The organism is Hymenobacter sp. BT559 (assembly GCF_017571525.1).
Taxonomy (GTDB): domain Bacteria; phylum Bacteroidota; class Bacteroidia; order Cytophagales; family Hymenobacteraceae; genus Hymenobacter; species Hymenobacter ginsengisoli.
In genome coordinates this window covers 398,965-413,323 of record NZ_JAGETY010000002.1, presented here as the reverse complement: position 1 = coordinate 413,323, position 14,359 = coordinate 398,965, and the positions used below count along the sequence as shown (strand labels likewise).

Annotated in this window: 13 protein-coding genes; 2 read left to right on the top strand and 11 right to left on the bottom strand. The window is 59.2% G+C overall.

What is annotated here, in order from left to right; genetic code table 11:
* Positions 1-5: 5 nt before the first annotated feature.
* From lepB to J4D99_RS04340, 8 genes are all read right to left on the bottom strand, one after another.
* On the bottom strand, positions 6-1,163 hold the full coding sequence (gene lepB / locus J4D99_RS04375) for a signal peptidase I (RefSeq protein ID WP_208130489.1): 1,158 nt from the start codon (positions 1,161-1,163) through the stop codon (positions 6-8).
* A gap of 78 nt (positions 1,164-1,241) precedes the next feature.
* Positions 1,242-1,964 carry a 4-hydroxy-tetrahydrodipicolinate reductase gene (gene dapB / locus J4D99_RS04370; RefSeq protein WP_208130488.1) on the bottom strand — a complete coding sequence of 241 codons (723 nt, stop codon included), beginning with the start codon at positions 1,962-1,964 and terminating at the stop codon, positions 1,242-1,244.
* A gap of 16 nt (positions 1,965-1,980) precedes the next feature.
* Entirely contained in the window at positions 1,981-2,724 is a 744-nt protein-coding gene (locus J4D99_RS04365) for a DUF5683 domain-containing protein (protein ID WP_208130487.1), read from the bottom strand.
* A gap of 43 nt (positions 2,725-2,767) precedes the next feature.
* Positions 2,768-3,748, bottom strand: a complete 981-nt coding sequence (locus tag J4D99_RS04360) for a ParB/RepB/Spo0J family partition protein (RefSeq protein WP_208130486.1) — start codon at positions 3,746-3,748, stop codon at positions 2,768-2,770.
* An 88-nt stretch (positions 3,749-3,836) separates the two neighbouring features.
* Complete coding sequence (locus J4D99_RS04355; protein ID WP_208130485.1) at positions 3,837-4,058, bottom strand: DUF433 domain-containing protein; 222 nt, start codon at positions 4,056-4,058, stop codon at positions 3,837-3,839.
* A gap of 130 nt (positions 4,059-4,188) precedes the next feature.
* The gene (locus J4D99_RS04350; RefSeq protein WP_208130484.1) at positions 4,189-4,461 is read right to left on the bottom strand and encodes a hypothetical protein; all 273 of its coding nucleotides are present in this window, start codon (positions 4,459-4,461) and stop codon (positions 4,189-4,191) included.
* A 25-nt stretch (positions 4,462-4,486) separates the two neighbouring features.
* Positions 4,487-5,296 (bottom strand): ParA family protein, encoded by an 810-nt coding sequence (locus J4D99_RS04345; protein WP_208130483.1) that lies wholly within the window; start codon positions 5,294-5,296, stop codon positions 4,487-4,489.
* 192 nt (positions 5,297-5,488) lie between these two features.
* Positions 5,489-6,175 carry a metal-dependent hydrolase gene (locus J4D99_RS04340; RefSeq protein WP_208130482.1) on the bottom strand — a complete coding sequence of 229 codons (687 nt, stop codon included), beginning with the start codon at positions 6,173-6,175 and terminating at the stop codon, positions 5,489-5,491.
* 72 nt (positions 6,176-6,247) lie between these two features.
* Between J4D99_RS04340 and J4D99_RS04335 the strand changes: the two genes are divergently transcribed.
* Positions 6,248-7,936, top strand: a complete 1,689-nt coding sequence (locus J4D99_RS04335; protein ID WP_208130481.1) for an ABC transporter substrate-binding protein — start codon at positions 6,248-6,250, stop codon at positions 7,934-7,936.
* Between the two features lie 67 nt (positions 7,937-8,003).
* On the opposite strand, the gene J4D99_RS04330 is transcribed toward J4D99_RS04335, so the two are convergent.
* The 3 genes from J4D99_RS04330 to pyrG all read right to left on the bottom strand — a co-directional run bounded on the left by J4D99_RS04330 (position 8,004) and on the right by pyrG (position 12,250).
* On the bottom strand, positions 8,004-8,495 hold the full coding sequence (locus J4D99_RS04330) for a DUF6438 domain-containing protein (RefSeq protein WP_208130480.1): 492 nt from the start codon (positions 8,493-8,495) through the stop codon (positions 8,004-8,006).
* A 137-nt stretch (positions 8,496-8,632) separates the two neighbouring features.
* Positions 8,633-10,417: a membrane protein insertase YidC gene (gene yidC, locus J4D99_RS04325; protein ID WP_208130479.1), complete on the bottom strand. Its 1,785-nt coding sequence runs from the start codon at positions 10,415-10,417 to the stop codon at positions 8,633-8,635.
* Positions 10,418-10,597: 180 nt separating this feature from the next.
* Complete coding sequence (pyrG, locus tag J4D99_RS04320) at positions 10,598-12,250, bottom strand: CTP synthase (RefSeq protein ID WP_208130478.1); 1,653 nt, start codon at positions 12,248-12,250, stop codon at positions 10,598-10,600.
* A gap of 119 nt (positions 12,251-12,369) precedes the next feature.
* Between pyrG and J4D99_RS04315 the strand changes: the two genes are divergently transcribed.
* Positions 12,370-14,283 (top strand): right-handed parallel beta-helix repeat-containing protein, encoded by a 1,914-nt coding sequence (locus tag J4D99_RS04315; RefSeq protein ID WP_208130477.1) that lies wholly within the window; start codon positions 12,370-12,372, stop codon positions 14,281-14,283.
* Positions 14,284-14,359: the final 76 nt, after the last annotated feature.

Here is a 14,359-nt window from a genome sequence, read left to right as displayed (position 1 = left end):
TAAGATTAGTCGATGGTGTGAAACAGCCGGCCCCAGCGCACCTTGTGCGCCGCATTGCCGAAGGGGTCTAGTGAGAGCCAGATAAGCACGGCCTTGCCCACCACATGGTCTTCGGGCACGAAGCCCCAGAAGCGGGAGTCTTCGGAGTTGTGGCGGTTGTCGCCCATCATAAAGTAGTAGTTCTGCTTGATGGTATAGCTGGTCAGGGGCTTGCCATTCTGCTGAATCATGCCATCGGTACCCCAGGTAATGCCCGGGTTGTGCTCGTACTGGCTCACGATTTTGTAGTAAATGGCCGCGTTGGCCGGCGAGAGTGCAATCGTCTGCCCCTTCTTGGGTACCGGCAGCGGGCCGTAGTTGTCGAGCTGCCACTTGCGTTGCACCGCGCTCATAGCGTCCGATACGTGGAAATCGGCCACGTCGGGGAAGAGCTGCACGCTAGGGGCCGTCACCGTCAAGGACTTCACGTAGGGCTGCTTGCGGAAGTACGCGGCCACAGTGGCCGGGCAGCTGATGAAGTAGCCCACCTTACCTGTTTCGGGGTTGGTGCCGGCCGCCGGAATGCCATCTTCCAATTGCTCGTATTCCACCACGCCTTGGTCGTGCAGCGCCTGACGCACCTCGTCGTTGGGCGTTTCTACCTCCATAAAGTAGGTGGTTTGGGGCGAGCCCGCGATGGCGCCGGGCTTACCATTCAGAAATACCTGGCCATTGCGCAGCTCCAGCGTGTCGCCGGCAATGGCAATGCACCGCTTGATGTAGTTGGTGCGCAGGTCGGCCGGGTACTGCTGCTCGTGCGGCACGTGAAATACCACCACGTCGTTGCGCTTAATCGAGCTGAAGCCCGGCAGCCGGTAGGTGGGCAGCTGAATGGCGTCAGAGTAGCTCTTAACGTTCAGAATGGGCACCGTTTGGTGCGTAAGGGGCACCTGCAGCGGCGTTTGGGGCGTAATAGGGCCGTAGTGCAGCTTGCTCACAAACAGGTAGTCGCCTACCAGCAGCGAGTGTTCCATGCTCGGCGACGGGATAACGTAGGCCTCAAACGTGGCCCAGCGAATGAGCGTGGCCGCGATAACGGCAAACAGCAGCGAGTCGAACCACTCGCGGCCTTTGCCTTTGGGCGGCTTGGGCGGAGCAGTCGGGTCGGTTTTACGAAAAAGCATGAAATGGGAGCGGGAGCCCTAGCTCCCCAAGAGAATATTCGGCAAAGAAACAACGATAACGCGAAGTGCCCCGCGGCTTTACAGGCCCAGCAGCTCCTTCATGCCAAACACGCCGTGGCGGCCGGGCAGCCACTCGGCCGCCAAGAGCGCCCCTAGCGCAAAGCCTTCGCGCGAGTGGGCCTCGTGGCGCAGCTCAATGGTGTCGGCGCTCGATACGTAGCGCACCTCGTGGGTGCCCACCACCTCGCCGCGCCGCTCGCTCAGCACCGCCAGCTCGTGCGGGGCCTGGGCGGGGGCGTTGCGCCAGGTGGTCTTGGCCGGGAAATTGGCCAGGATGCCCTCGGCCGCCGTGAGGGCGGTGCCGCTGGGCTGGTCTACTTTGTGGATGTGGTGAATTTCAGTCATCTGCACATCGTAGCCAGCCGCAAACTGGTTCATCTTGGCCGCGATGTACTCGTTGAAGTGAAAAAATAGGTTTACCCCCACACTATAGTTGGAGGCATAGAACAGTGCGCCGTTCGTTTCCTTGGTCAGCTGGCTAGCCTCCTCAAAGTGGTGCAGCCAGCCCGTAGAGCCGCACACCACCGGCAGGCCCTGGCGCAGGCAGGCCGCCACATTGGCAAAAGCCGCTTCAGGGTGGGTAAACTCGATGGCCACATCAACTTGGCCAGGCGTGAAGTCTTCGATGCGCTGGCTCGACGTCTGATGGTCGACAATGCCCACGATTTCGTGGCCCCGGCCGGCGGCTAGCCCGGCTATCGTCTGGCCCATTTTGCCATAGCCGATAAGCAGAATTTTCATTCGGAAGGAAAGTCAGTTATTTCACCCGCAGCGTGAGGGCCAGACCACCGGCGGGGGCTAGCTGGCCGGGCACGAGCAATAAGGTAGGGCGGCAGTTCATGGAGAGGTTGTCGCTCACGTCGAAGTCGTGCAGATGCGCATCCACTACCGCGTCCAGAATGGTCAAAGAGTACCCTAGCGCGCTGATAAGCACCGCCAAATCGCGGTAGCTGCGGTAGCCAGTGAGGTTATTGTAAACGTTGTTGAGCGAAGTTTCCTTACTGGCAGTGGGGTAGTCGGTCGAATTTAGATAAGCCGCGGGAGCCTTGCCCGAATTTTCGGGTTTCTGGCCCGCCTGGTAGGCACTCTTATATTCGGAATAATAATGCTGCTGAAACCATACCCAGTACCCTAGCCCGCCCACCATACCATACACGATGGGCAGCTTCCAGTACTTCTTATTATAAATCTGCCCGCCGCTCGGAATAAGGGCCAGCATGCCCGCCTTTTCGGGCCGGGTGAGGTGCAGGCCAAAGAGCCGCTCGGTGCGCTTGGCCGAGTCGGCAGCGTGCTGCGCGCGCTTTTCCTTCTTGCTGATTTTGCGCACCGTAGCCGTGTCGGGCCGCACCACCTGGGGGTTGGTCGGGTTCACGTCGTAGGGGTTAGTCGAGGTCGGAATTTGCGCCAGCGCGGGTCGCGCCCCAGCCAGTAGCAACACCAGCGCCAGCACCCACCCCGGGCTAGCCAGCCGCCAAAAATCAAAATGCGCAAAGTCTTTCATAAGCAAGCCGCTAACGCCAACCGGCGCAACCTAAGTGCGGTACTTACGCAGGTTGCAGAATGTGCAGAATGCGTTGCATGTCCTCCACCGAATCGAAGGAAATCTTGATTTCGCCGCGCCCCTGGGCGCTGGGCCGCAGCTGCACCTTCGAGCCAAAGTAGTCGGTGAGCTGGCGCTCGGTGCGGCGCAGCTCGGCCACCGGCACCACGGGCGTGGGCTGGGGCTTGGCGGTAGCGGCGCCGCCAGCGGGCCTGGCCGCGCCGGTGCGCACCAGCTCTTCTACGCGGCGCACCGACATATCCTCGGCCACAATGCGGCGGTAGAGGTCTACCTGCTGCTGGGGGTCTTCGATGTTAATGAGGGCCCTAGCGTGGCCCATGCCGATAACCGAGTCGCGCAGGCCAATCTGGATGCTGGGTGGCAGTTTCAGCAGGCGCAGGTAGTTGGTCACCGTCGAGCGGTTTTTGCCCACGCGCTCGCCAAGGTCTTCCTGGCGCAGCTGGCACTCGCTGAGCAGGCGCTGGTAGCTGAGGGCAATTTCGATAGCATTCAGGTTTTCACGCTGAATGTTCTCAATCAGCGCCATTTCCAGCATCTGCTGGTCGTCGGCCTTGCGGATGTAGGCCGGAATGGCCTCCAGGCCGGCCAACTTGCTCGCTTGCAGGCGGCGCTCGCCCGAGATGAGCTGATAGGAGTTGGTGCCCAGCTGGCGCACCGTCACGGGCTGAATAATGCCCTGAATCTTGATGCTGTCGGCCAGCTCGGCCAGGGCTTCCTGGTCGAAGTGCGTGCGCGGCTGGTAGGGGTTCGCCTCGATTTGCTCGACCGGAATCTGGCCGACCGAGTTGAGCGGATTGGGAACTAAGCGCTGCTCGCGGTTTTCCCCTTTTTTCTCGTAGCTGCCCTCAATTAGCGCGTTGAGGCCCCGGCCCAGGCCGCCCACCTTACGCTTGGCAGCGGCTGCGGCGGCCGGATTGGCATTCAGGGCAGCCTGGATTTTCTCTTCGTTCTTCTCTGCGGACATCTTGACAAGGTTCCGTGGACCGAAAGGTCGGCGCGCACTGAACTTCAAAATTACGGACTAGGGGGCGAAGGGCAAGCCGTCGGGCCTCTCAATATGACCAGTGCCCGCGGTCGGCCGAATAGCGCAGGCAGGCTTGTATCATTTCGGGCGTCAGCGCCGGAAAGTCGCGCAGCAGCTCGGCCTCCGTTATCCCACTATTGAGCCATTCGAGCACATCGGCCACGCTAATGCGGGTACCCGTGAGATACGGGCGCCCCGAGCGCACCGTCGGGTCGCTGCTGATGAGTGGGTTATTGGGCAGAGCAGGCATAGCTTTAGGAATAAACGGAAATGAAAAAGAGCGTCATGCTGAGCTTGTCGAAGCATCTCTACCGAACGACACCCTGGCGGCGCGGTAGAGATGCTTCGACAAGCTCAGCATGACGCTCTTTTGCAATTATTTAGAAAGGTTGGGGTAGGTCTGAGTCAGTGGGAAAGCTGTTCCATTCCTCAGGCATTGGGTAGGTATCTATTTGTTTGTCAGTAGCATTTCGCCTGTTCCAAGCCCGATTTAAGTGTCCGTAGATATGAGCCATGTGAATGCCAAACTCAATCTCGCTAAACTCCTTATCCTCCTTCATATCGCGGAGCAGGCTTTCTATTCCATCTTGAGCATCGATTAACTCATACATGAGCAGATACCAAGCGACAGGCTCTTTTTGCTCCTCAATCATGGCTAGGGTAGTTTAACCTAGCCAGTTACGCCAGCTCGTCCTCCGGCGCTTCCTCGGGCCGGGCCTCCACGCTGTTTTTTTCCACAATTTCGCGGGCCAGGTTGAGGTAGCTTACGGCGCCTTTGCTCTCGGCATCGTGCAAGATGACCGGGATGCCGAAGCTCGGCGACTCGCTCAGCTTCACGTTGCGCGGGATGATGGTGTCGAATACGAGCTGCTGGAAGTGCATCTGTACTTCCTCTACCACTTGGTTGCTGAGGCGCAGGCGCACGTCATACATCGTGAGCAGGATGCCTTCGATTTCGAGGTCGGTGTTGAGACGGCTCTGAATAATTTTAATGGTATTCAGGAGCTTACCCAAGCCTTCGAGGGCGAAGTACTCGCACTGCACCGGAATGATAACCGAGTGCGCCGCCGTGAGGGCATTTACCGTGATGAGGCCTAGCGAGGGCGAGCAGTCGATGATGATAAAGTCGTACTGGTCGGCCAGGGGGCGCAGGGCCTCCTTCATTTTCTCCTCGCGGTTGGGCAGGTTTATCATTTCCACCTCGGCACCCACCAGGTCGATGTGCGAGGGCATGAGGTCGAGGTGAGGCAGGATATTGGTTTGCAGAATGATGTCTTTGGCATCAATGCCATCGACCATGCATTCGTACACGCTGTTCTCGATGTCCTTGGGGTCGAAGCCCACGCCCGAGGTGGCGTTGGCCTGCGGGTCGGCATCTACGAGCAGAGTGCGGTAGTCCAGGGCCGCCAGGGAGGCGGCCAGGTTGATGGCCGAAGTGGTTTTGCCGACGCCGCCCTTCTGGTTGGCTACCGCGATAATTTTGCCCATAACAACAACGATATAACTAAGAAAACGCCTATTCGGAGGAAATAAAGCCCGCCGGGACCGGCGTCGTTCAACTTACAAAATAAGGCTAAAAAAAATGGATTTGCCAAAGGCCATACGTTAGAATGACGAATGAGGAATGAAGAATTGCGGCTAGGGCAACTCCTCATTCCTCATTCTCAATCGTTCAATAGGCTACAGCTCTATTGACTCGCCGATGCGCAGCAGGCGCAGGTTTTTGCCAGCAGCTTTAGCCTCGGCCAGGGCCGCCTCGTGGTTGATGGCGATAACGGGGAAGGTGTCATAGTGCATGCCGATAATTTCGCGGGTGCCGACCCAGTCGGCCGCCACTAGGGCATCGGTGAGGCCCATGGTGTAGTTATCGCCGATGGGCAGCAGGGCCACATCCACTTTGTGGCGCTCGCCGATGAGCTTGAGGTCGTAGGTGAGGGCCGTGTCGCCGGCGAAGTACAGCGTTTTGTGCTGGCCATCATTGGCTTTAATGACGAAGCCCATGGCTACGCCGGCATACGAGCCGTCGGGAAACGACGAGCTGTGGGCCGCCGCCACGCAGTGCACCGTGCCAAAGGGCAGCACCACTTTACCGCCCAGGTTGGTGCCAATCACCTCGATGCCCATGGCGCCGAAATAGCCAGCTATCTCGGCGATAGCCACAATCTTGGCGCCGGTGCGCTTGGCAATGGCCTCGGCGTCGGCAATGTGGTCGCCGTGGCCGTGCGAGATAAGAATGTAGTCGGCCTGAATGGCCCCGACATTAATATCCTTGGCTAGGGGGTTGGGGCTGATGAAGGGGTCAAACAGCACGCGCACACCGCCGATGGTGAGCAGAAAGCTAGCGTGGCCGAAATAGGTAAGCTGCATAAAACAGAGGGGAAAAGGAACAAAAAACGGGGCCGACGCGGCCCCTACCTTTGCAACCGACACCCCAAACCGATGTTTCTACTTCCCCCGCGTTTTCGTTGGCTTGCCGGGCTAGCCACCGTGGCTAGCCTGGCGCTGCTGGCAGCCTGTTCGGGCGCCGGACCCTCAGCGGCCGACGAGCGGCGCGTGTTTCGCTACAACCAGCCCGAGGCGCTCACCTCGCTCGACCCCGCCTTTGCCCGTAACCAAGCCAATAGCTGGGCCGTGGCGCAGCTCTACAACGGCCTGCTGGAGCTGGATTCGACCTTGCAGCCCGCGCCCGCGCTAGCCCGGCGCTACAGCATTTCGCCCGATGGACTCACGTACACGTTTGTGTTGCGGCGTGGGGTAAAATTTCAGAATAGCGAGGCATTTGCCGGGGGGCAAGGCCGCGAGGTAGGGGCTAGTGACTTTGTGTACTCTTTTCGGCGGTTGTTCGACGCCGGTACCGCCTCGCCGGGCGGCTGGATATTTCGGGGTAAAGTGCTGGAAGACAGCAAAGGTAATATCAGTGACACCTGCTTCGTGGCGGCGAATGACTCCACGCTGCGCATTCACCTCAAGGCGCCGTTTATTCCGTTTCTGAGCTTGCTCACGATGCCTTATACCTACGTGGTGCCGCACGAGGCCGTGCAGAAGTACGGCAAGGACTTTCGCGAGCACCCGGTGGGCACGGGGCCGTTTCAGTTCAAGGTATGGGATGAGGGCAACGTGCTGCTCTACCACCGCAACCCCGACTACTGGCGTACCGATGCTAAAGGCCACCCACTGCCATACCTAGATGCTGTGGCTATCAGCTTCATCGCCGACCGCAAAACGGAATTCCTGACCTTTCTGCAAGGCAAGCTGGACTTTTTGAGCGGCATCCGCGAAGGCTCGCGCGACCTCATTCTGAACCCCGACGGCTCAGTGCGGGCCGACTTTCAGGGGCGCTTCAACCTGCAGAAAGCACCTTACCTCAACACCGAGTACCTGGGCTTTCAGCTCGACTCGGCCAAGCTCACGGGCGAGCAGGCTAGCCAAGGCCGCGCCCTGCGCGACGTGCGGGTGCGCCAGGCCCTGAGCTACGCTATCAACCGCCCCGAAATGCTGGCCTACGTGCTCAACCACGTGGGGCGGCCGGGCGAGTCGGGCTTCGTGCCGGCGGCGCTGCCGTCGTTTTCGCCCGCTAGGGTACCCGGCTACACCTACCAGCCCCAAAAGGCGCGGGCGCTGCTGCAAGCTGCTGGCTACGGGGCTAGCCGCCCGCTGCGGCTGCGGTTGAGCACCGTGGCCGAGCGCAAGGCGGTGGCCGAGTACCTCCAGAAAAACTGGGCCGATGTGGGCGTGCAGGTGCAGATTGACGTGAACCAGTCGGCCGCCCAGCAGGAACTCGTGGATAATGGCCGCGCGGCCTTCTTTAGCAAGAGCTGGCTGGGTGATTATCCGGATGCCGAGAACTACCTAGCACTGTTTTATTCGCCCAATTTCAGCCCCGCCGGGCCCGATAAAACGCACTATAAGTCAGCCGAATATGACCGGTTGTATACCCAGGCCATCAGGGAGCAGGATGCCGCCCGGCGCACCGAGCTTTACCAGGCCATGGATAGGCTAGTGGTGCGCGACCAACCCGTTATTTCGCTCTATTACGACGAGATAATTCGCCTCACCCAGCGCAACGTGCGCGGCCTCACGCCCAACCCCATGAACCAACTGCTGCTGGAGCGCGTGCGCAAAGAGTAGCGCGGACTTTCAGTCCGCAAGTAGTAGCAGTCGCTAGCCCTCGCGGACTGAAAGTCCGCGCTACTGGCTACTTCTCCACGCTCATGCCGGTCAGCGGGTCGAGGCGGCTATTAAGGTATTTGATGTAGCCTTGCAGGTTTTCAGGGATACCCTCGGAGGCGTAGACTGCGTGCAGCGGCTGGCCTGCCGGATGCACCGTAATGAGGGTAGCTGGCAGGTCGGTAGTATGGCCCGCGTATTGGTCAGCTAGGGCCGAAAAATTGATGCGCTTGGCTTCAGCCAGCATATCGGCCACCTGGGCCGGCGGTAGGCTCAGGGTATGCTTGCCTAGCAGGGGCACAAAGCGCTGTCCGTCGTATTCGACGCGGCCATCGGCGTAAACAGTGGCCGTGTAGGCCGGGCAGCGGCCGTAGCAGGGGGTGCGCTGGTACACGAGCACCGGCTCCTGCGTTTTCGGCGTAGCAACCGCAGTGGCAGGCTTGGCCTTACGGGGCAGTTTGCGCTGGGCGCAGGCGGGCAGGGCTAGCGAAAAAGCAAGGAGCCAAAGCAAATAGCGCATACAAAAACGGCTAGGGATAAACGAGGCGAAAAGGTGCGGCCCGAGCTATAAAACGAAAACCGGGCCAGCTTCGGCAACAAAAAAGCGTTCGGCAGTGCCAGGCACCACCGAACGCTTCTTCGCAATTACCGAAAATATTACGCCTTGCCAGGCTTTTTGGCCTGGGCCTCGCGCTCCTGGGCGGTTTTCATGGCTTCGGCCAGGCGGGCCTGGAAGCCGCCGGGCTTCTTGTCCTTATTCTTCACCTTGTTGGCTTCGAGCTGGGCGCGAATCTTGGTGTCGTCCACAAACGAGCGGGTGAGCGCCTGCTGGGCTAGGGTTACCACGTTGGAAACCAGGTAGTACCACGTCAGGCCGGCAGCAAAGCTGTTCAGCACGAAGAAGAACACCAGCGGCATGAGGTAGCTGTAGAACTTCATGGGGCCCTGCATGGCAGCCGTATTCATCTGGTTGCTCTGGTAGGTCATGAAGAGCGTCGAGATGGTCATCAGCACCGTAAACAGGCTGATGTGGTTGCCCAGGTACGGCAGCGTGAAGGGCAGCAGAATCGGGTTGTCGTAGGTGCTCAGGTCGTGGGCCCACAGGAAGGGCTGCTGGCGCAGCTCAATCGCGTTGGGGAAGAACTGGAACATGGCGAACAGGATGGGCAGCGTGAGCAGCGTGGGCACGCAGCCGCTGAGCGGCGACACCCCAAACTGCGTGTACAGCTTCATCGTCTCCTGCTGGCTCTTCACCTGGTCGTCGGGGTACTTGGCCTTAATCTCGTCGAGCTCGGGCTTGAGTACTTTCATGCGGGCCTGGCTCTCGTAGGTCTTATAAGTCAAGGGCCACGTTACGAGCTTAATAAGCACCACAAGCAGCAGGATAATCACGCCATACGACGAGATGTATTGCTGCAGGAAGTTGAACACTGGCAGCACCACAAAGCGGTTTACCCACCGGAACAGGCCCCAGCCCAGGTACACGTTGCGGTCGAAATTGGGCGCCACGTCCTTCAGCAGGTTAAACTGGTTGGGGCCGAAGAAAAAGCGGTACTGGCCACCGGCCGGGCTGGTCACGTCGGCCGCGGGCAGGGCTAGCGTGGTGCTCAGCGTCTTGATAAACGTCGAGTCGGCCAGGTTTACCGTCGAGTTGAAGGTGCCATTGGCGAAGGGTTGCGAATCGGCGATGAAGCCGGCCACGAAGAAGTCGTGCTTATCGGCTGCCCACTTGATGGGGCTGGTGATTTTCACTTCCTCGGGCTTCTCGCTAGCCTCGGCTAGGGCGCCGTGGTCGTCGCTGGCCAGGTAGTGGTTGATGGTGGTGTGGTTGCGGTTCTGCTTGATGTCTTGCTCGGTCTGGCGCACGTTGTCCACGAAGCTGAAAGCCAGCGGCTGCGTCGTAGCTACCCCGTTGAGCTTCAGGTTATACTTCACCTCGTAGCCGGTTTTGGGCAGCGTGTAGGTTTGCGTAACCGTGCCGCCGCCTACCGGCGCCGTGAAAGCCAGCTGCTGGCCGCCATCGGCCGTAGCCGTAGGCGCACCGGCCTGGAAATTGAGGCTAGCAAAGTCTACCGTCTGGCCACCAATGGTAGTCAGCTTGGTGTTGTAGCGCGCGCTTTGCGCGTCAAACAAGTCGAGCGGCTTGCCAAAAAACGTCTTATAGTTGTTCAGGCGCACGGCCACCACGCGGCCGCCCTGGGTCGAGAACGTGAGCGTGAGCTCGGGATTTTTGAGTTCGAGGCTGCGGGCCGGGCCGGCGGCCGAGTCGAGCTTCACCTCGGGGGCTAGCGCGGGCGCGGCGGTGGGCTGGGCAGCCGTAGTGGCGGTGGTGGGGGCCTGGGCTTTGTTTTTCTCGGGCTCGGCTTTGGGCGAAAAGAAAAACAGGTACACCAGGAGCAAGGCCGAAATCAGAAAAAGGCCAGTCGCTTGGTTGCGGTCCATTTATACTAAAAAAAATACGAAATGCAAAGGTACGGAGGGGCGGGGCAGGGTTAATGCGCAATAAAACAGAACGTCATGCTGAGCTGGTCGAAGCAGCTCGCCCGCACCGCTAGGGTGTCGCTCGGGCAAGCTGCTTCGACCAGCTCAGCATGACGTTCTATCGAAGCTTTTACTTCCGCATTACATTCCCTTCTTGTGCTGGATAGCCGCCTTCACGAAGCGCACGAACAGCGGGTGCGGGTTTTCCACGGTGCTCTTGAGCTCGGGGTGGAACTGCCCGGCCACAAACCACGGGTGCACCGCGGCGGGCAGCTCGATTACCTCCACTAGCCCCGTTTCGGGGTTGGTGCCGGATAGGTGCAGGCCTGCGTCTTCAAACTGCTGGGCGTAGGCGCCGTTAAACTCATAGCGATGGCGGTGGCGCTCGCTGATGAGGTTGCGGCCGTAGGCCTTGGCAGCCCTGGAGCCGCGCTTTAGCTCGCACGCATAGGCGCCCAGGCGCATGGTGCCGCCCTTCTGGGTGATGTCCTTCTGGTCGGCCATGAGGGCGATAACCGGGTCGGGCGTGAGCGGGTCCATCTCGGTCGAGCTGGCCTGCGGCAGGCCTAGCACGTGGCGCGCATACTCCACCACGGCTACCTGCATGCCCAGGCAAATGCCGAAGAAGGGAATACCATTTTCGCGCACATAGCGCACGGCGGCCACTTTGCCCTCAAAGCCGCGCTCGCCGAAGCCCGGCGCTACCAGCACGGCATCTACGCCTTCGAGCTGCTGCACGGCGTTTTCGGGCGTGAGGTGCTCGCTCTGGATAGTGCGTACCCGCACCTTGCACTCATTGAAGGCACCGGCATGAATAAATGCCTCAATAATAGACTTATAGGCATCGGGCAGCTCCACGTACTTGCCTACCAGCGCAATGGTCACTTCTTCGGTCGGGTTCTTGAGCCTGCCCAAAAACTCCTTCCATTCCTCCAGGTCGGGAGTGTGGCCGCCTTGCAGGCGCAGCTTGGCAATAACGCGGGCGTCAAGCTCTTCCTTGAGCATGAGCAGCGGCACCGAATAGATGCTGTCGGCGTCGAGGCTCTCGATAACGGAGTTGATTTTGACGTTGCAGAACAACGCAATCTTGCGACGCATCTCGGCCGGAATGGGGTGCTCGGAGCGGCACACCAAAATGTCGGGCTGCAAGCCGGCCTCGCGCAGGTCACGCACCGAGTGTTGGGTGGGCTTGGTCTTCAGCTCGCCGGCTGCCGCCAGGTAGGGCAGCAGGGTGAGGTGAATGACGAGCGAGTCGTGGGGCGGCAGCTCCCAGCGCAGCTGGCGCACGGCCTCCACAAAGGGCAGGCTCTCGATGTCGCCGATGCAGCCGCCTATTTCGGTTATCACCACGTCAAACTCGCCGCCCTGGCCTAGCAGCAGCATGCGGCGCTTTATCTCGTCGGTGATGTGGGGCACCACCTGCACGGTCTTGCCCAGGAAAGCACCTTCGCGCTCACGCCGAATCACGGTGTCGTAGATACGGCCGGTAGTTACGTTGTTGGCCTGCGAGGTTGGCGCGTTCAGAAAGCGCTCGTAATGACCTAAGTCCAAGTCGGTTTCGGCCCCGTCGTCGGTCACATAGCACTCGCCGTGCTCGTAGGGATTGAGCGTGCCGGGGTCGATGTTGATGTAGGGGTCAAACTTCTGGATGGTGACCCGGAAACCCCTGGCCTGCAAAAGCTTGGCTAGCGAGGCGGAGATAATTCCTTTACCGAGTGAGGAGGTGACGCCGCCGGTGACGAAGATATACTTCGCGGCCGACGCTGTGGGGGAGGGGATGGAGCGTTCAGGCATGACGGGGGACAAAGGTACGGTGTGCAGCCCCTAGCTGCCCGACATACCCGGCAGCTAGGGGCCTATTTTTGCGCTTAGCCGTACTATTTGCGATGTTGCTAGAGTTAAGGAGCCTACTTATGAAGCAAGCTAATAAAACCTCCTACTGCTGCGTACTGCCGCTTGGGCGCGCGCTATTAAGCTGTGTGTGGATGCTGCTGGCCAGCTATTCGGCCTACAGCCAAGCCACCGCCACCGTCTTGCGCAAAGACCTGAAAAAAGATTTTGGGGCTGTGGGCGATGGCCGTACCAATGATAACGCGGCGTTTAGCAAAGCGGCCGATTTTTTTAATCAGCGGGCGCAAACACCAGCTGGCGCGAGCCGCGCCATACTTACTATTCCGAAGGGCACTTATTTGGTAGGCCAGCAGGATGTACCTGGTACTAGCGGCATCACCTTTCAACTGGTGGGCTGTCGCAACCTCACTATCGAAGGGGCGGATAGTGCTAACACCAAAATACGCTACGCTAGCGACCTGCGCTACGGTTCTTTCGACCCGGCTACGCATAAACCCTATGAGGCGCCAACGGCCTTTTTTACAGACCATAGCTACGCCATGCGTGCGGGTAATTTTCTTGGGCTGCTAAAATGTGATAATGTGGTGCTTAGTGGTTTGGACCTAGATGGAAATAGCGCGAACCTCCTGGTGGGGGGGCATTGGGGCGATACGGGCATTCAACTGCCAGCCGATGGTATTTTCATATCTGACTCGCGGCATATCACATTTCGCAGGCTGGCCGTGCACCACTTTGGGCGCGACGGTATTCAGATACTCAATCACTTGGCTAAGAGCCTGGACAGCCCGGAACAAGAAGGTATTCTACTTGAAAACTCGACCTTTAATTATAATGGCCGGCAGGGCCTGTCGATTACGGGCGTCAATGGCTTGCGAGCTAGTAATTGTCGCTTCAATCATACCGGCCGAGTGCAGGTGCAATCGCTGGGTAAGGCGCTTTTTTCGGCGCCCGGCGCGGGCGTAGACCTTGAGCCACAAGATGGTTTTGTAACCAATGTGCGCTTCGACAACTGCCAGTTTGTGGACAATGCGGGCCAAGGAATTGTAGCGGACCGCGTAGGCAGCCGTACCGAAACTATGAAGAATATATTGGTAGTCAATAGCTTGATTTGGGGGACTACCAACTGGTCGGCTTGGGTAACGCAGCCAGGCTTTCTATTTCAGAATTGCCGGATTTATGGGGCATTTGTGCACGGTTGCCGTGCGGCACGCCCTGCCGATGCTACGCGGTTTGTGGGCTGCACTTTCGAGGACAAGCCTTACCATGGCCAGCCGCCCTACGGCATTTTTACGCTGCACTCGGATGCGGCGGCCCGCTACATGAGTTTTACTGATTGCCGATTCGTCGGTAACTATAGCTACCTCATCTGGGCGATTGTGAGCAAGCCGAGCGATGGAGGTGCCCCCGATACGGCCAGCTTTTTTCATTTGCGGCGCTGCACGTTTCTATATGACTATACGCAGCCTACGCAAGGCTCTTATGATAACCTGCAAGGGGCTGTTTTTACGGGCGTTAATACGTTTCGCGATGGCCCGCATCGCACTAGCCAGCACTATACCCGCATGACGCTAGGCAACGGGGCAGCTTCGGGCTCGACGGTGGTGCGCGCGCCGGGCAGCCTGCAACTGCTAGCCAGCAATTGCGCCTATCATGTAGTAGCCGGCCTCGATATCGGGCGCGGCCCGGCCCGCACCCGCGACTCGGCTAGTGTCATCGTCGGGCCTGGTAATGCGCTACTTATAAAAGACCTGGGCTGGACAGTAACTGAGCTTTACATTGGGCCCACTTCCCGCTTGGTTATTAAAAAGGGTGCTTCGCTGGAAGTAGATGCACATACTAAAGTGACAATTGCTGGCCAGCTAGTAGTGGAAGACGGCGCTTACTTCTATGTCAATCCGGCCACACCCGTAGCTACTGTAGGGCGCGGCCGGTTACAGCTAGCCCCCAAAGCCATTAAGGGCCGACGCCCAAGCTAGCTGAGTTCTTAACGGCGCGGTTTTTCAAGGAATTAGCGCTGGGAAAGAACGAAGAACAGCGGCATAAAAATATTTT